Consider the following 18380-nt stretch of genomic DNA (forward strand, 5'->3'; position numbering starts at 1 on the left):
GGAGGAAATTCCATTCATACAATTCAAGCTAATCAATTACTTATATTCTATTGTAATAGTAACAAGTAAATCTCCTGCTTTGCTCCATTCCTGATAACTAATTCGGTAGGATAGACTCTTGTTCAATGACTTGAAAGCTTTATTGGTGTCATCTACTAATTGATCTCCATCCGTATAGCGAAACTGCAGTTCAGTCTCGCCTTTTCCAACAGCAGACTTGACCATAGTTTTCAACTGCTCATAATTCTCAATCGTATTACTCGAATCTTCCATATGGTAGCCTAATTCTTCTCTTGATTGTTGAATCGCAGTATAAGCTTCTGAAGAAGGATCAGCTGTTGCAAGTTGCTCATTCAGTAATTGTTGGTAGCTCATCGTCGCGATAGGATAATTATCTTCCCACACATGATCTTGTGCTAACTGCGTATCACTAATCAAATAATACTTATATGATACTGCATCTTCAGCCTGACCAATAGGATCATCCCAAGTCAGATCAATCTGATACCATTGCCCATCGATTTTCACTAAGTTCCAAGCATGCTCCCCTGTATTAACACTACCTTCAACAATTCTAACTTCAAAGCCAGCTTCACTAAAGAAACGATAACCTAATAAAGCATAACCTTGACATACTGTCGTACCCTCAGTTATTGCTTCATATGCTGTATACTTCGTTAAGCTTTGATCGTATTGGACATGAGTCACAATCCAATCATGTATTAGTTTTACTTGTTCAAATTTAGAGTGTTGATCTAACTCCAGTACATCAATAACCTGATTCACATAACTTGTAACTTCTGCACTCATCTCACGACTTTCTCTGTAAACGACCTTAATTGTAACCTCAGATCGCAATAATCCACTACTCATAGTATAACTATATGATTCCATCGTATATTTGACGTAATCATCTACATCCATAGCTTGTTGAAGCCAATTAGCGAATTGCTTTTGTATATCATCACCATTACCTCGAATCGTAATAGCAATTTCTGTACGACCTTTTGCAAGCTCATCCGCTATATATTCCACGACTCTTTCACTATCATTGGATGAGAGTTTCTCTTCACCTTCATTACTAGAAGACGAAGATGAATCTACTTTGAGACCATCCTTAATAAGTAATGCCGTTTCATCAACTGTCGCTTGGATTGTAGTTGTGACCTGTTGTTTCCAGTCAATATCTGCGTTTTGCTCAAGCCATTGATAACAGCCAATAGCAATTGCGATGATTACCACTACACCGAATAATTTCCTCATAAGCATCTCCCCCCTCAATCTCGAGTTGAATACTCGCTGTATGAGCATGATTAACAATACTCTCTTAATGCTATGACTTAATAATATGCTATGCTAAAATTAGTTGCATGAACACTCTGCATACAATACTTTGAATTTATAACGTGGCAGCAAGAGTAGTATAGGATTGTACCTGCTTCGTAATTTCGTGAAATTTACCTAATTTAGCATTTTCCAAATTAACTAGTTTCGTTCCCATGCCAACGGCATTAGCGCCTGCTTCAAAGTATTGCCTAAAATTATCATAATTAACACCGCCAGTAGCTATAATAGGCACGTCTTTTATTGGACCACGAATCTCGTTTAAATAGTTCACACCTAGCGAAGCCATGGGAAATAATTTTATAGCTTCCACGCCTGCTTTCATCGCTTGAATAATCTCAGTCGGTGTCATTACTCCAGGCCAAATTGGTACATTATGCTGCTGAGCGTACTGAACAACTTCAATATCTAAATTAGGGGAAATAAGAAATTGAGCTCCTGCTGTAATTGCTCGCTTCGCGTGATCAACATCAATAACTGTTCCAGCTCCAACATAAGCAACTCCATCAAACGTTGTACGCCATTGATGAATCATATGTGTCGCACCATCTGTGTTCATCGTAATCTCCATAAATTTAATTCCACCGTCGACAATGGCCTGACCTGTAGCCATAGCATATGAATCCTCGATACCTCTTAATATAGCAATTATCTTATGATCTAATAATTCGTTAAGCAACGCTGATCTCATAGTATCACATTCCTTTCTTCATCCAATACTTCTGAATGACTTTCAGAAATAAATTTGGGAACGGAAGAGTTTTCATATCCCCTTCATTTATAAATCGATATTCACTATTTAAAGCTGGGTTACTAGTGTACTGTTCACTTTGTTCTGCAACCAGCTGCTCTGAATCACACTGTAACATTTCTGAATTTGCATCCATATCTGCTTTATAAAAACGCATTTTCCAGCGTATATGACTAAAAATATGCTCTTCGTCACTGTACCACTCATATGGACGTACAAGTAGTTTTTCGTCTTTATAGATAGCAGAAGAGATCGCTTCACCTAACTCAGGCTGTTCTTTCGGTTCTGAGGTGAATAATGGTGTAGCACTACTTTCATCTATAAGGACATGTGGTAGTTCCCACATTCCTGCAAGCAATCCTTCAGCAGGACGCTGACGTATAAGGATCTTGCCCTCATTCTCTCTAATACCTTCAACGATTGCGGCAACTCTATACTCAACTCTAGCTTTTTTGGCTTTGGTCTTGATCGGTATTTCAAGTTCTCTACCTTGAATTCTCGCTTCGCAATGCTCCATAACTGGACAAATCAGACAACTAGGAGATTTAGGGGAACAGATTAGAGCTCCTAGCTCCATTAGTGCTTGATTGAAATAACGTGCCTTGCCCTCTGGAATCATCGTTACAACTAGTTTTTCTATATTTGTTCTTGTAGATGCTTTGGCGATATCATCTTCAAGTAAGAAAAACCGTGATAAGACGCGCATTACATTGCCATCTACTGCAGGTACAGGTTCATTGTAAGCTATACTCATTATAGCGCCGCAAGTATAAGGTCCTACACCTTTCAGTTTAGCTACTTCCTCTACACTGGTAGGTACTTGACCATTATATTGTTCCATGACCATGCGTGCTCCCGCTTGCAAATTTCGAGCACGGGAATAGTATCCTAATCCTTCCCAGCATTTTAACACTTCATCTTCAGGTGCCTCCGCTAATGCTCGGACAGTCGGAAACTTCTCCATGAATGTATTATAATAAGGAATTACTGTATCTACTCTAGTCTGTTGTAACATAATCTCTGATACCCATATGCGGTACGGATCATGATTTTGACGCCAAGGCAAATCGCGCTGTATATGAAAATACCACTCTAGTATGTCTAACCCGTATTTTTCTTTTTTCTGTTCAATACTTAATATTGTCATGTAATGTACTACCATCCCTTGTGTACTTGCGTTAGTATTTAACTATAATATATATTATATCATCTCTAGTAAAGCCATGCTTCCAATGTACTTTTCATTTACTGAAAGTGCTTCAAGGAAGTTATGAAAAGTTTTAGCTTCCCTTCCGATGTACTTTTCATTTACTGAAAGTGCTTCAAGGAAGTTATGAAAAGTTTGAGGAGGTTAGTAATGAAAGCATCGATCACTATTATTTCTGTTGTTTGTGCCATTATTGGCATCAGTTATCTTCTTACAGCATGTGGAGAGCAACAAACTTCGAATACACCTGCGAGTGAAGAGCAACAAATTTCAAAGCCAACATCACTTTCGACTGCTTCAAGTGATGTCCAATCGATTTATAAAGCTCGTTGTATTAGCTGTCATGCTTCTGATCTTTCGGGTAAAATGGGAGAGAAAACTAATTTACAACAGATCTATGATTCAAGTAGCTACGACGATATTGTTGTAATGATTACTAATGGTGGTAGCATAATGCCATCATTCAAAGATAAACTATCCGAACAAGAAATCAATTCATTAGCCGCTTGGTTATCTAATCAATAATAGTTTAACAATATATAAGGGGTACACTAGAAGATCTTCTTCTAATGTACCCCTTACTAATTACTGTCTATGTTCAACGACGACAAATGCCGAAGCAAGTTCTCGCTCATGTGTTATGGAAACATGAATTTCAAGATTCATATCAAAGTAGCCAAGTGCTTCAATTGCGGTTGCTGAAACGCCACAAATTGGCTTTCCATTGCTAGCACGCGTCACTTGAATGTCTTGAAATGCTAGCTTAGATCCTATCCCACAACCAAAAGCTTTACTTACTGCTTCTTTCACAGCAAAGCGACCTGCTACATATTCAACCTTACGTAGCTCGCCAACTGTATTGCCTAGTTCTACATATTCATGTTCGGTAAAAATACGACGAAGAAACTTTTCGCTAAGTGCTCCTGCTAGTATTTTTCTAATTCGTGTGAGTTCCGTCATATCATGACCTATGCCAATTATCATTCTAGCTTGCTCCATCCTTCTGCTCTTGTTTGTACAACATATTTAATAATGCTGATTTGTTTGGTAAGAAATGAATAATCTCATCTTTGCTAATTGGTCTGCTAATGTAAAATCCTTGAATGTAATGACAACCTAATTCGTCTAATAACTCCAATTGTGTGCTATCTTCTACACCTTCGGCTACGATACGTAAATCAAGACTTTTAGCAATATTTATTATCGCATTAACGATTTTATAACCCTTATCATCGGTAACCATTTCACGAACAAAGCTTTTATCAATTTTCAAAATTTCAATTGGGAAGTTTTTCAGCACAGATAATGATGAATAACTAATACCAAAATCATCTATGGCTATAGAAATACCAATCTTTCTAATCTCTTCAATTACATTCAATACAACATGTGATTGATCGATAATCGTGGTTTCCGTAATTTCAAATGTCAGATGAGCAGGATTCATCCCAGTGTCCTCTAATATAGCTCGTACAGAAGACAAAAACTGAATGGACTTCAACTGTAGCCCGGAAATATTAATCGATATTTTGATTGGCTCATAACCTTGTCTAATCCATTCTATTCCCTGTATACAAGCTGCACGAATAACCCAAGCACCAATAGGTACAATTAATCCAACTGATTCTGCAATAGGAATGAATTTATCCGGAGATAAAATTACACCACTTTCAGTCCGCAAGCGTAGTAGTACTTCTATCCCGTAGATACGTTTGGAGCGTGCATGTACTTGGGGCTGATATACTAACACAAATTGGTCATTAGCAAGTGCTTCACGTAAAATTTTCTCCATCTTACGTTTATCTTGTTGAAAATTAATCATGTATGGCTCATATTTCATAAAATTATTTTTCCCATTATGTTTCACTTGATATAACGCAATATCTGCTTTTTTCAACAAATCATCGTATTCTTGCCCATCACTAGGATATAGACTAATCCCAACACTAACTGATAAGTTAATATCCCGATTCATTCCTACAATTCGCTCTGAAATAGCTTCTGATATTTCCGCGGCAAAAGCGTCAATCTCATCAACATGAACATACTGGAATAAGATTACGAATTCGTCACCACCAAAACGAGCTATTTGATCGCCTGGTTTAATACAACGTGTAAGTACGTCAGAAAGTGTATCTATTATATCATCGCCAACATGATGACCGTATAAATCATTAATTAGCTTAAAATTATCAATATCTAACACACATAATGCAAATTCACGACTGCCGTCATGAATGACTTGTTTTATTTCCTCGTAAAACCTTCTTCGATTAACTAGTCCATTTGCAAGTTCCTCAATATCATTATTATTTCTCAATTTAGATATATCGCGTATTGAACCAATTAATTTCTGGATATTTCCGATATGATCTCGTGTACTTTCAGCACTAATAATAGCATAGTAATATTGTCCATTATTTATTTGAATTCTTAATTCCGTATAAAACGGTTTGTTATCACGAAAATGTTCATAGAAATGTTTCTTAAGCAGACTTACATCATCTGGATGAACGAATTCTTCCAAACCCAGTAATGTTGTTGGCTTTACTTGAAAATTAAGATTTCGGTTCAACCATACTTTCTTCTTAGCAAAATTCACTTCAAATAAGATATCTTCACTTAATCGGGTAATTACATCTTGACGCTCAGTTAGCTCTTGTTGCTGTTGTCTAAGTGTTGCAGATTCATCTAATAATGAAAGTCTATCAAATGTGTTAGATACGATATCAAATAGATGTACTATTCTCATATAATCAGAAGAACGCTGTTCCGTCTTCTCATGAGATGTACCAAACGAAAGCAAACTCCAATTATTTTGAGTAAGTCGATAAGGAAGCACATAGACAACTTCATTATCCGATTTCAGATGTTGAGATGAAAATATAGGAGGATTAGCGGGAAGGGTTTCATATCCCTTCAGATTGATATGTTTCAGTTCATTTTTTCGAGTTGTAAAATTGAAATATTCTTTCATTACAAGATGAGGTTGCCCCTGAGTATTATATCCTTGTTGCCCCGTAATTGAACCCCAATTAAAGTAATTTTCTAGTAAATCTGCAATATCTCTAACGCGCTTAAAATGATAGCTTAATATATATCTGTTAAATTCATAGTTTACATTGTTTTCAGTGCGTAACGCGTTGATGTGATTTGCATATTCCAATTGTACTGTATTACTCTCTTTGTTCTCTTTTCTCTCTTGAACTTCATTCTCTTCATGAACTTTATTATCAACACAACCACATGATTGACGTGTAATAAGTTTGCAGTCAATCACATCTAATTTGAATGATTGAGGCTGATCTATACGATTCAATAAATTATTAACAGCTCTCATTAATACAATATCCAAATTTTGTTCAATACTTGTAATTGGTATTTCAGAGTATCGTGCAGTACTAGAATTATCAAATCCAATTAAGGCAATGTCCTCCGGTACGCGATATCCTTTTTCAAGTAATTTATCAATCATCCCAAATACGCACATATCGGTGCTTACTAAGGCAGCAGTCACAGGGAAATTTTCCTTAATGATCTTCTCTGCCATTTGTTTGCCACCGAACACGCTCATATTCCCAGGATCAAATACATAGTTTGATTTAACTTCTAATCCTAGATCCTTCATAGCTGACATGTATCCTGCGTAACGATATTTCATATCGTCCATAGTCATACTACCGAAGTAACCAATTTTCGTATGTCCATGTTTATGTAAATGAAAAATTGCTTCTTTTGCAGCCTGCTTATTATTAACAACGACCATTCCACCATTCATATTCAACTTTCGAATATCTTTGGCAACTGTTACAACAGGTTTTCTGTATACTTCTTCTAACTGCTTCAAAAAATGATCTTCAACGGCAAAATTCACAACTAGCCAACCATCTACTTTTTCCATCCCAATAGGAACATCAAAGTATTTACCGCCTGTGCGAATAATGATTAAACTCACATCAAGTTTTCTAGCAGCCATTTGAATGCCTTGGATCACATCTGTATAATAATTTCCACCTAGAAAAGGAGTTAAGACGCCGATTGTTCGTTGACGTTGCATTTATGTTCCTCCTTTTACCCCCATAATATTTCTAATATTAGTAAGAAGTATAGCATATTATGTAAGGCTAATATATACATTTCATGAATTGGGAGCAAAAAATGAAAGCGTTTCAATCACTTATCGTTTTTGAACAAAAAAACCTACCGCTAAGTATGCGATAGGCTCTGTCATCTAGATCCCGGGAATAGGCGATCTTTTATGTTCTGTTTTTACGTATTGTTTCTCAAGTTTCTCACGTACATCGTCTGGAATTTCTTTACCTTCCAAATAATCACTATTATGTGTGTACGTAATCCCTAATTCATCTTCATCCGTTTGACCATGCCATAAACCAGCAGTTGGTGCTTTTATAAGGACAGCTTCTGGTACCCCAATATGTGCACCTACTTGATTAACTTGTCGCTTATTCAGGCTACTAAGTGGTGTAATGTCTACTGCTCCATCGCCCCATTTTGTATAGAATCCAGTAATGGCTTCTGAAGCATGATCAGTCCCTACAACAAGTAGGTTCATATCAAATGCCAGAGCATATTGAACAACCATACGAGTACGAGCTTTCACATTACCTTTGCCACCACGGCTAATATGTTGATGTTTTCCAATGGTTTTGAAAGCATGTTCAACTTCTAATGAAATTTCATCAACAGCTTCTTCAATGTTCGTTTCGACTTTATGAGTTAAATTGAATGCTTCTGCTACAGCATAGCTATCTGCAATATCAACTTGTTCGCCATATGGTTGGAATACGCCAAGTGTAATGTACTCTTTTCCAGTTTCGCTGCTTAGTTCGTCCGTAGCTTGTTTACATAGTCCTACTGCAACAGCACTGTCAAGACCTCCACTAATTGCAATTAACAATCCAGTAGTACCCGTATTACGTACATATTCTTTTAAGAAGTCGACGCGCTTTCGGACTTCATCAGAAGCATTAATACTAGGTTTAACACCAAGTCTTTCAATGATTTGAGCTTGTAATGTACTCATATATTAACCGCAGAATTTATCAAACGCCGCAGTCAAATCAGCAGCAATATCAGCCGCAGAGCGATTTTCAATACTGTGTCGTTCGATGAAGTATACTAATTCGCCATCCTTCATTAGCGCGATGGAAGGTGAAGAAGGTGGGTATGGCGCGAAGTATTCGCGAGCTTTTGCAGTTGCCTCTTTATCTTGACCAGCAAATACTGTAAATAAATGATCAGGTGTAATCTCATGTTGAAGTGCATCAGCTACACCCGGACGGCATTGACCTGCTGCACATCCGCATACTGAGTTTATTACAACAAGAGCTGTTCCTTTTGCTGTAGGAAGGTTAGCTTCAACCTCTTCTGGTGTACGCAATTCTGTAATACCAACGCTAGTAAGATCATCACGCATCGGTTGAATCATATCTAACATATATCTTTCAAATGACATGGACATCCATAACACTCCCTTGTTTTTGTATCTGATTTCTATTATACCTTTGGAGCATGAATCAGTGCAACTCGATAAAGTGAATTTATGAGCTTAAAAGCTGCGTCTCCATCTGCTTCTCAATAGGAAATAATATTTGGAATATTGATCCTCGATCTATATTATTAAGTACTTCTATATGAGCATTGTGTCGTTTTGCTATATCAGCACATAGCGGAAGTCCTAAGCCCGTTCCTGTAGTTTTTGTTGAAACAAATGGCTCAAATATTTTGATTTTCATATCGTCAGCTATTCCTGGACCTTGATCGGAGACTGAGAGCAGTATTCCTTCATTACATATCCTCGTACTAATATGCAAATGACCATCTTGATCCATTGCTTCCATCGCATTGCGAGAAAGATTTAACATAAGTTGCTTAATTTCACGTTCATTAATCGAGATAGAAGGAAGTTGATCAGCTAATGTAAATTCCATCGTTTGACCTCTTAGATTGGCATCTGCAAGTAATAACGGGTATAAATCATCTATAACTTTATTAATTTGTTGCAACTCTTTTTTCACTTCACGTTGCTGGGCAAGAGCAAGAAAATCCGAAATAATCGCATTCGCTCTATCTAGCTCATCTATAATAATACGATAGTACTCATGCCCCTTAGAACCACTTTTTTCTTCGAGTAGCTGTACGAATCCCCGAATAACTGCCATTGGATTACGTATCTCATGCGTAATACTAGCAGCCATCTGGCCAACTAAACTAAGTCTATCCATATGATCAAGTTCATGACGAAGTACATGTAGTTCCGTTATATCTTGAACAAATAATGACACTGCTACTATTTGTTCATTCTCTTGCGAAATGATTGGTACAGCAGAAAACATATAGCAATTCTGACCATCAAATTGTGTAGTATTCGTAGCGAGTTTGTTCATAAATACTTGCTTCACTAGTTGCGTAATGGAAGAATTTACAGGTGAGGAAAGTACATCATCTAACTTTTGAATATATCCTATCTTATTACTTACGCGTCGAAGATTAGTATGCTTCTCATATGCTTTGTTATTTGCATACATAATTTCCCCGTTAACATTTACATTAATTATTGCAATCGGAGCATTTCTAATGACTTGGATCCATGTGTTTAATTCGTATTCAGTGCTATAGCTCATTGATTGGTACAAGTTTATTAAGTTATCTTTATTCTCTTGTCTAATGAGCAACATAAATGAATACAGTATTGTGCAATAAAAAATAATGCCATATCCGATTTCTTCCCACCATAATAGAGTATTGTTACCACTAATTTCAGTACCTGTACTTTGTAAAAAGAGGAATACGCAGACGATAGTTGTAACAGTAATACTACACAATACTAAAATAATTTTCCTTGCACTATGTAATGTTTGATACTTAGAGTATATGGTGAAGTTCACAATAGAAACAATAAATACATACGTTGTAAAGAGTAGGAACTCTTGGGCTGTAGTAAAATACAGTATGTGAAATAATACTGCGCAAACTGCTACCATTGCAAGATAACACCTACCTGCGTAAAGTCCAGCAAAAAATAATGGTATTAGAGCAAAAGAATATTGATAATTATTCATATCTAGTATGTAATGAGTTTGTAAAATGAAAGAGAAAAGTGAAATGGCACTAACAATTAATTTGCGTGAAGTTTGTGATTTAACATTCGTTGGATAGAAATACATATATGCAGCGGGTAAGGCAGAAATAGTAGCGTATAATATAATTGGATAGAACATATAAGAATCCCCCCTCAGCAAAATAACAGCTATAATAGCTCTAGTAAATTTCTGCAGGCAATCATAATCTATGACCATTTATATCGTAATTGAACTTCTATATGGTCTTTTACATATCATGTCATACGATTATTTAGAAAATTTTATGATGGATTCTTGTAAGAAAGGATATGTACAATAAGTGAGTTCTTATACTGGCAATGCTTCGCCTATCTTCTCGATTTATGTTAATATCTAGTATACACAATTACAAGTACCTTTTGTGGACATTTTTACATATTTAGCCAAAATAATTATGTGCAATTTATTAGCTTTTTCGACAAATCATTAATATTAAATGAAAATGAGGATTATTATGTACTACGATATTATTATCATTGGTGCCGGTTCTTCTGGACTAATGGCAGCTGTTGCAGCAGGAAAAAGCAGTACTAACGTCTTGCTTTTGGATAAAGGAGATAAACTGGGAAGAAAATTAGGTATCTCTGGTGGCGGAAGATGTAATGTAACTAACGCAAAAGATATTGATGAATTAATCAAAAATATACCAGGAAATGGAAGATTTTTATTTAGTTCATTAGCTACGTTCAGTAATTATGATATTATGAATTTCTTTGAATCTCTTGGTATAGCATTGAAAGAAGAAGATAATGGTCGAATGTTCCCGGTCTCGAACAAAGCAAAGTCGGTCGTTGATGCTTTAGTTGGAGAAGTTCGTAAGCTAGGAGTTCAGATTAAAGTAAATAGTCCTGTTGCTAAAGTCATTTATAAAGATGGAAAAGTGGCTGGGGTGGAGTTAACTACAGGAGAAATATATCATTGTCAGAAAGTAATCGTGGCTGTTGGTGGGAAATCTGTTCCTCACACTGGTTCGACTGGTGACGGATATGCATGGGCTGAAGAAGCAGGTCATTCAATAACTCAATTATTCCCTACTGAAGTTCCTCTTATATCAAGAGAGCATTTTATTACTGACAAAGAACTTCAAGGATTGTCATTGCGCGATGTTACTCTTTCTGCTTGGAGTTTAAAGGGAAAGAAACTTATTACACATCAAGGAGATATGATCTTTACTCACTTTGGAATTTCTGGACCAATAGTACTTCGTTGCAGTCAATTTGTTGTTAAGGAATTAATGAAGAGCTCAGGTACACCTATTAGAGTAACGGTCGATCTAAAACCTGAGTTAACAGTACAAGAAGTACACGATGAATCTTATCTGCTTTGTCAAAGTGATGCGAAGAAAATGGTGAAAAACGTACTCAAATCATTCGTTCCCGAAAGAATGATTCCACTATTGATGCGACGAGCGAATCTAAATGAAGAAATCACTTTCGATCATATTCCTAAACAAGAATGGCTTGAGTTAGCTAATCTAATTAAAGCCTTTCCGATCCGAATACATGATTCCTTATCGATTGAGGAAGCTTTCGTAACAGGCGGGGGAGTTACTTTGAAAGAGATCAATCCAAGCACATTGGAATCTAAATTAATGAGTGGATTATACTTCTGCGGTGAAATTCTTGATATTCATGGTTATACAGGCGGTTACAATATTACAGCTGCATTCACTACTGGCTATAATGCTGGTCGTGACGCTGCTGAAAGCTTAATGCCACACGAATAAATAATAAAACAGGCTATAGAACTGAAGAATGTTGAATTCCTCAGTTCTATAGCCTGTTTCTAGTCGTACGCTGAAAAGGATGAAAGACCTTCAATCGTTGGAAGCCCATCTTCTTGCGCAATCAAATCTTCATTAACAACATATGCAGGAATTGATATCGCATCTAGTCCATATGCTGTAGAAGCAATTAACTCATCTTGAATATGAGCTTGTTCAACTAAAGTCCCTCCATTAGCTTGAGTGATCTCAAGTGCCGAGGTAAGATCTTCATTAATTACATGAATATGTAACCTCGTTGCATCATGTAAAGAAGGATCGTAACCTAGCTCTTGTAATAATGAAAAAGCATTTAACGTACTTTGTTCATCTGGGAAATCAAATACAATCGCAGTCGGCGATGACATAAAAACAGCTCCTTCTATTGGACAAGTTCATTCCTAAATATAAGCTTTAGGGATATAACTTAGTTATCCAACAAGAAGGAGCTTTTTATACATATGAATTATCCACGGAATGGAACTAATTGTTCATTAATTGAAACTGTTTGTGCATAAACTTGCTGATAAATACGGAATAAACCAGCATATTGTTCAACAGCTTCCGCATTAGGTTTATAGCTATCCGCATGCTTCACAAATTGATTCGCACATTCTTCTAGACTAGTAAACCACTCGCATCCATATGCTGCAAGCATTGCTGCGCCAAGACCAGGACCTTGTTCATTCTCAAGTGAAACAACAGTAGCATTGAAAATATCAGCTTGCATCTGAAGCCAAACTGGATTTTGTGCACCTCCGCCGATCGATACAACTTTATCTACAACTTTGCCCGCTTGACGGAACATATCTACCGATTCATTCAAGCTGAAAGTGATCCCTTCCATTACAGCACGAGCAAAATGGACACGTTCATGAGAACCATCTACACCGATAAAGCTTGCACGAATGTTAGCATCTGGATGTGGTGTACGTTCACCAACTAGATATGGTGTAAACAGTAATCCGTTAGATCCAGGTTGAACGTCTTCAATTCCTGCTAGCATTTCGTTAAACGATTCATTAGCAGCAAAAGTTTTCTTGAACCAGCTCAAACTGTAGCCAGCTGCAAGCGTAACGCCCATTGCATAGAATGAATTTTCCTTACCATGGTTGAAGAAGTGAACTTTTCCAGCGAAATCTTTGTTTTTGTCATTCTCATAAGAAAGAATAACACCTGAAGTACCGATGCTGCTTAGCGTTAATCCTTCAGATAAGATACCAGCTCCGATTGCACCACATGCATTATCAGCACCACCTGCAAATACTTTTGTAGATGCAGATAGTCCAGATGCAGCTGCAACTTCAGGAAGAAGCGTCCCAACAAGACCATGTGATTCTACAAGTGGAGGACAGAAACTGGCAGGAAGATCGAATGCTTTCAATACTTCCTCGCTCCATGTTTTACCAGCCACATCTAATAGCAATGTACCTGCTGCATCGGAATAATCCATATGCAACTCACCAGTTAAACGGTAACGCACATAATCTTTCGGCAACAAGAAGATCGAAGCTTGATCAAATAATTGTTTCTCATGCTTACGAACCCATAAAATTTTCGGTAATGTGAATCCTTCAAGAGCGGGATTACGAGTTACACTAAGTAATGTTTCGCCAAGCACGGTTTCTATTTCACGACACTCTGCAGTAGTACGAGTATCGTTCCAAAGAATCGCATTACGTACAACTTCGCCAGATTCATTTAATAGAACAAGACCATGCATTTGACCGGAGAAACTAATACCCTCAATAGTCGATGCATCAATACCATTTGCAGAAGCTACTTCATTCATAGCTTCAATTGTTGCAGTTACCCAATCTTCGGGACGCTGTTCACTATAACCTGGACGGTCATGGAAAAGTGGATAGCTACGAGTAGCTTCCGCTGCAATATTACCTTTACGATCCATGAGCAAAGTTTTAACCGCACTTGTACCTAAATCAACACCAATAACATAGCTCATTGATTGTAACCTCCTAAAACTTTTTGTGTATTACTTAATATACTTCCTGCCAACAGAAAGTTACTTCGGAAGCCTTGAATTTGTCCGTAATTTCAGATAATGCTTCCTGAAACGAAAGCTCGCTTCGGAAGCATTATCTAATTCTTATATATGATTGAACTTCCTCTTCCAATAAAGGTTCAAAAAACGGGCTTTCAGAACCGAGAAGATGAGGCGCTACTTGAGGAAGGAGGAAGCGCAAGTGTACGTTATCGGTACACGCGTACCGGACTTCCCAAGTTCGCCTCATATTCGATGCCGAATCGACTACGAGGTCATTCATCGTTATCAAAGTCCGCTTTTTGAACTACCTATACGCTGTAAATTGCTTCACTTAGTTGCAGACGTAGTCTCTCGATACGACCAGATTTGTTATCAACAACTGGGTTTGTTAAAGCATGTGCTTCAAGAGCTTTAAGAGAAGATTTACCTGCAACAACATCTGCACCAATGCCAGTTGTGAATGTTGCATAACGATCATCAATTAGGCTATCGAAAGTTTTTTCTTCGATAAGTTTCGCAGCAGCTTTTAGGCCCCATGCGAAGCTATCCATACCAGCGATATGACCTAGAGCTAGATCATCCATTTCGAATGAAGTACGACGAACTTTAGCATCGAAGTTAACGCCACCGCGACCAATACCGCCAGCTTTAAGAACTTCATACATAGTAAGCGTTGTTGTGTAAAGATCAGTTGGGAACTCATCTGTATCCCAGCCAAGAAGCATGTTACCTTGGTTAGCATCAAGTGATCCAAGCATACCGTTTGTTGCAGCAACACGGATTTCGTGTTCGAAAGTATGACCAGCTAGTGTAGCATGGTTAGCTTCAAGGTTTAGTTTGAATTTATCTTGTAAACCGTATTTTTGTAGGAAAGCAATTGTAGTAGCAGCATCGAAATCATATTGGTGAGTTGTTGGCTCTTTTGGTTTAGGCTCGATTAGGAATTGAGCATCAAAACCGATTTCGTTAGCATAATCAATTGACATTTGGTATAGACGAGCAAGGTTATCAAGCTCAAGTGCCATATTCGTGTTAAGAAGAGACTCGTAACCTTCACGACCGCCCCAGAATACATAGTTTTCAGCGCCTAGTTCTTTACCAACTTCTAGACCTTTTTTAATCTGAGCTGCTGCAAAAGCATACGCATTTGCATTAACAGCTGTACCAGCACCATGTACATAGCGAGGGTTTGTAAAGTTGTTAGCTGTATTCCAAAGAAGTTTTTTACCTGTTTGTTTTTGGTAGTCTTTCAACATGGCAACGATTACATCGATGTTTTTGTTAGTTTCTTGTAATGTTGCACCTTCAGGAGCGATGTCTGCATCATGGAAGCAGTAGTAAGGAATGTTCAATTTATCCATGAACTCAAAGTTAGCTTCAACGCGAGCTTTAGAGCGATCTAGACCATCGTATTTATCCCAAGAACGAATCATTGTAGCAGAACCGAAAGGATCTGTACCGTTAGCGTTAAATGTATGCCAATATGCAACTGCGAAACGAAGATGTTCTTCCATCGTTTTACCTGAAACTACTTCGCTAGGATTGTATTGTTTGAATGCAAATGGGTTTTTAGAAGTTTTACCTTCGAATTGGATTTTATCAAAGCTAGTAAAATAAGTCATATAATGAATCCTCCTAAATTTTTTGTTACTTCTCGATATACTTCTTAGTAAACAAAAAGTAGCATCGGAAGCATAAACCTAATAAAATTAGTTTAATTACGAATGAATTTCTTACGAGATAATAACCTCAAAACATATAATTGAAATCGCTTTATCTTGTAACCTTGGTATTACAATAACACAGAAATACTTAGTTTGTCTATTAAATAAACTAAGTTTCTTTAAATAAATTAACCTTCTAATTTAATCTCCTGAAATACATCCTTTACAGCTTCCAGACTTTCGATAAGTTGTTAAATATGTTTGCTACAGAATGATCTAAAAATGAAATAGGCTGGATTCTATTAACACCGAATCCAGCCTATACATCAAACTTCATTTACAACTACTCATATATTATTATCTTAATTTAATTTTAGCTTTTTCTCCGTTATTATCTATTGATAATACAAGACTATCTTCTGAATCTGCAACTAAATCTGGAACTTCAATTACTACAAATCCTGTTTTGGAAGATAACGGCTTCACAGTACTCTTACTCAAATCGCCATCTATCATCGTAGTAGTACTACCATACTCATATTCATCCTTATAAAGAGCATTCATCTTTATACTACCGAGCATACCTGTAAACTTAGAAGATTCTTTTCCGTTATTCAGCACCGTGTAGTTCAAAACAATGAATTTATTTCCTTCTTCAGCACTAGAAGTAAATACATCATCACTAACTTTTTCATTAAACTCGAATGAATCCAATGTTATATCCCATTCGCCTAATGTAATTTTATCTCCTTGAGCGTAAGAAGCTTCACTTTCATTTGGTTCCTCAGTTGGCTCAGGTGTTGGAGCAGTTTCCCCACTAGCATCAGGTGTAGGCGTTGAAGTTGCATTGGTACTACTATTATTTTGTTTAGTTGCTGCGCACCCTGATATAATAATAAGTGCGACTAATGTAATAATCATCAAATAAGTCTTTTTCATAAAATATGTATCCCCTCTCTTTTTAATATTTCTACATTTTACCACGTTTTGTGATATTTAGGGGGTATTTTTGATTAATTCACCAAATTAACATAATTTAATTCAATTTATTAGTTTATGTATAAATTAATAAATAAAGAAAATTTCTTAAAGTTAATAGCGAATTTCTTAAGATCACTGACTAGACATGATAGAGTAATGCAAATGAATGCTCTACTCTCATGTAATCAAAATGCCAACACTTAGTTTGTCTATTAAATAAACTAAGTGTTGTGCTATAATATTTATAGAATCAAATCTACGGACGGAGGTTTCTCTTTGAACGCAAAATCTACAGGTGATCTTGCTCTAGTAAAGAAATTGAATTCTTATATTGTTTTGAGTTGCATTCGAAAATATGCTCCACTATCCCGTGCTCAAGTATCTGAGCAAACTGGATTAAATAAAGCTACTGTTTCTAATTTAGTAACGGAATTGATTGAGCATAATTTGGTAATAGAAATTGGTCCTGGCGAATCGAGTGGTGGTCGTAAGCCCGTCCTGCTACTATTTAATGATAAAGCAGGTTATGCCATTGGGGTCGACCTCGGAGTCAATTATATTCGCGGAAATCTCGTTGAACTTAACGGAAGTATTGTAAAGGAATACTACCAAAAACTTTCTAATCAGAAGCGCGAGTTGGCATTTGATGCATTAGTTCAATGTATAGATTCGTTATTAAAACAAGCTCCTGAGAGCACGTATGGCATTGTCGGTATCGGTGTTGGAGTTCCAGGTATTGTAGATCAAAATGGGACGATTCTGTTCGCGCCGAATATGAAATGGCGTGAAGTACCACTTAAACAGATGTTAGAAGAACGATTTGATTTCCCAATTATTATTGATAATGAGGCAAATGCTGGTGCTCAAGGAGAACAAAAATATGGTGCTGGTAAAGGTATTCGTAATCAGATCTATCTAAGCGTAGGCTATGGCATTGGTTCAGGAATCATTCTAGATAAAGAACTTTACAAAGGTACATCTGGCTTTTCCGGTGAGCTGGGGCATCTGTCCATCGATTTCAATGGGAAAGAATGTACTTGCGGAAATCTAGGATGTTGGGAACTATATGCCTCAGAAAAAGCACTTTTAGAAGATGCTGCAGCGTATGGATTTGAGAATCTTGATGATTTGATACACGCAGCCGAAAATGGCGATGAGCGTGTCCTACAGTTATTTGAGAAGATTGGATTTTACCTAGGGGTTGGAATCGCTAATATCATTAATACTTTGAATCCAGATAGCGTCATGATTGGTAATCGGATGAGCCGAGCTGCCGAGTGGATTATGCCATCTATTGAGAAAACTGTACAAAAGCGTGCTCTTTCATTCCAAACAGAACAACTACAGTTTTTATTTGCTGAATTACAAGAACAATCTGCCGTTAGAGGCGCTGCTTACTATGCGATTGACCGCTTCTTCGAACAATTCAAAGCGATGCATTAATAGTATTAATCAGAAAGAGGATGCTTACTTGTCATATTTCATGACTTGTGTAGGCATCCTCTTTTCATACATTACATTTTC

15 protein-coding genes are annotated in these 18380 nt (G+C 36.9%); 3 read left to right on the forward strand and 12 right to left on the reverse strand.

Annotated features, from left to right (window positions below):
* Window positions 1-36: 36 nt before the first annotated feature.
* From NV377_RS19600 to mutY, 3 genes are all read right to left on the reverse strand, one after another.
* Window positions 37-1263: a transglutaminase domain-containing protein gene (locus tag NV377_RS19600; protein ID WP_258202491.1), complete on the reverse strand. Its 1227-nt coding sequence runs from the start codon at window positions 1261-1263 to the stop codon at window positions 37-39.
* A 136-nt stretch (window positions 1264-1399) separates the two neighbouring features.
* Complete coding sequence (locus tag NV377_RS19605; RefSeq protein ID WP_258202492.1) at window positions 1400-2035, reverse strand: bifunctional 4-hydroxy-2-oxoglutarate aldolase/2-dehydro-3-deoxy-phosphogluconate aldolase; 636 nt, start codon at window positions 2033-2035, stop codon at window positions 1400-1402.
* Window positions 2036-2039: 4 nt separating this feature from the next.
* On the reverse strand, window positions 2040-3242 hold the full coding sequence (gene mutY / locus NV377_RS19610) for an A/G-specific adenine glycosylase (protein ID WP_258202493.1): 1203 nt from the start codon (window positions 3240-3242) through the stop codon (window positions 2040-2042).
* Window positions 3243-3452: 210 nt separating this feature from the next.
* On the opposite strand from mutY, the gene NV377_RS19615 reads away from it, so the two are divergent.
* Entirely contained in the window at window positions 3453-3827 is a 375-nt protein-coding gene (locus tag NV377_RS19615) for a c-type cytochrome (protein WP_258202494.1), read from the forward strand.
* Window positions 3828-3887: 60 nt separating this feature from the next.
* Here the strand turns inward: NV377_RS19615 and acpS are convergent, their stop codons facing one another.
* The 5 genes from acpS to NV377_RS19640 all read right to left on the reverse strand — a co-directional run bounded on the left by acpS (window position 3888) and on the right by NV377_RS19640 (window position 10543).
* Window positions 3888-4286, reverse strand: a complete 399-nt coding sequence (gene acpS, locus NV377_RS19620; protein WP_258202495.1) for a holo-ACP synthase — start codon at window positions 4284-4286, stop codon at window positions 3888-3890.
* A gap of 1 nt (window position 4287) precedes the next feature.
* Window positions 4288-7359, reverse strand: coding sequence for an EAL domain-containing protein (locus NV377_RS19625; RefSeq protein WP_258202496.1), 3072 nt, complete (start codon window positions 7357-7359; stop codon window positions 4288-4290).
* Window positions 7360-7533: 174 nt separating this feature from the next.
* Entirely contained in the window at window positions 7534-8346 is an 813-nt protein-coding gene (gene nadE, locus NV377_RS19630) for an NAD(+) synthase (protein WP_258202497.1), read from the reverse strand.
* Between the two features lie 3 nt (window positions 8347-8349).
* Window positions 8350-8784: a BrxA/BrxB family bacilliredoxin gene (locus NV377_RS19635; protein ID WP_258202498.1), complete on the reverse strand. Its 435-nt coding sequence runs from the start codon at window positions 8782-8784 to the stop codon at window positions 8350-8352.
* Between the two features lie 79 nt (window positions 8785-8863).
* On the reverse strand, window positions 8864-10543 hold the full coding sequence (locus tag NV377_RS19640; protein ID WP_258202499.1) for a two-component system sensor histidine kinase NtrB: 1680 nt from the start codon (window positions 10541-10543) through the stop codon (window positions 8864-8866).
* Between the two features lie 355 nt (window positions 10544-10898).
* Here NV377_RS19640 and NV377_RS19645 point away from each other — a divergent pair, with 355 nt between their 5' ends.
* A complete protein-coding gene (locus NV377_RS19645; RefSeq protein WP_258202500.1) occupies window positions 10899-12170 on the forward strand; it encodes a BaiN/RdsA family NAD(P)/FAD-dependent oxidoreductase in 1272 nt (423 codons plus the stop codon).
* A gap of 59 nt (window positions 12171-12229) precedes the next feature.
* On the opposite strand, the gene NV377_RS19650 is transcribed toward NV377_RS19645, so the two are convergent.
* The 4 genes from NV377_RS19650 to NV377_RS19665 all read right to left on the reverse strand — a co-directional run bounded on the left by NV377_RS19650 (window position 12230) and on the right by NV377_RS19665 (window position 16814).
* The gene (locus NV377_RS19650; protein WP_258202501.1) at window positions 12230-12574 is read right to left on the reverse strand and encodes a hypothetical protein; all 345 of its coding nucleotides are present in this window, start codon (window positions 12572-12574) and stop codon (window positions 12230-12232) included.
* A gap of 98 nt (window positions 12575-12672) precedes the next feature.
* Window positions 12673-14169, reverse strand: a complete 1497-nt coding sequence (gene xylB / locus NV377_RS19655) for a xylulokinase (RefSeq protein WP_258202502.1) — start codon at window positions 14167-14169, stop codon at window positions 12673-12675.
* Window positions 14170-14519: 350 nt separating this feature from the next.
* Window positions 14520-15833: a xylose isomerase gene (gene xylA / locus NV377_RS19660; protein ID WP_258202503.1), complete on the reverse strand. Its 1314-nt coding sequence runs from the start codon at window positions 15831-15833 to the stop codon at window positions 14520-14522.
* 399 nt (window positions 15834-16232) lie between these two features.
* Complete coding sequence (locus tag NV377_RS19665; protein WP_258202504.1) at window positions 16233-16814, reverse strand: DUF4352 domain-containing protein; 582 nt, start codon at window positions 16812-16814, stop codon at window positions 16233-16235.
* Between the two features lie 318 nt (window positions 16815-17132).
* Between NV377_RS19665 and NV377_RS19670 the strand changes: the two genes are divergently transcribed.
* Window positions 17133-18299 (forward strand): ROK family transcriptional regulator, encoded by a 1167-nt coding sequence (locus NV377_RS19670; protein WP_258202505.1) that lies wholly within the window; start codon window positions 17133-17135, stop codon window positions 18297-18299.
* Window positions 18300-18380: the final 81 nt, after the last annotated feature.

It is taken from the genome of Paenibacillus endoradicis (genome assembly GCF_024721975.1).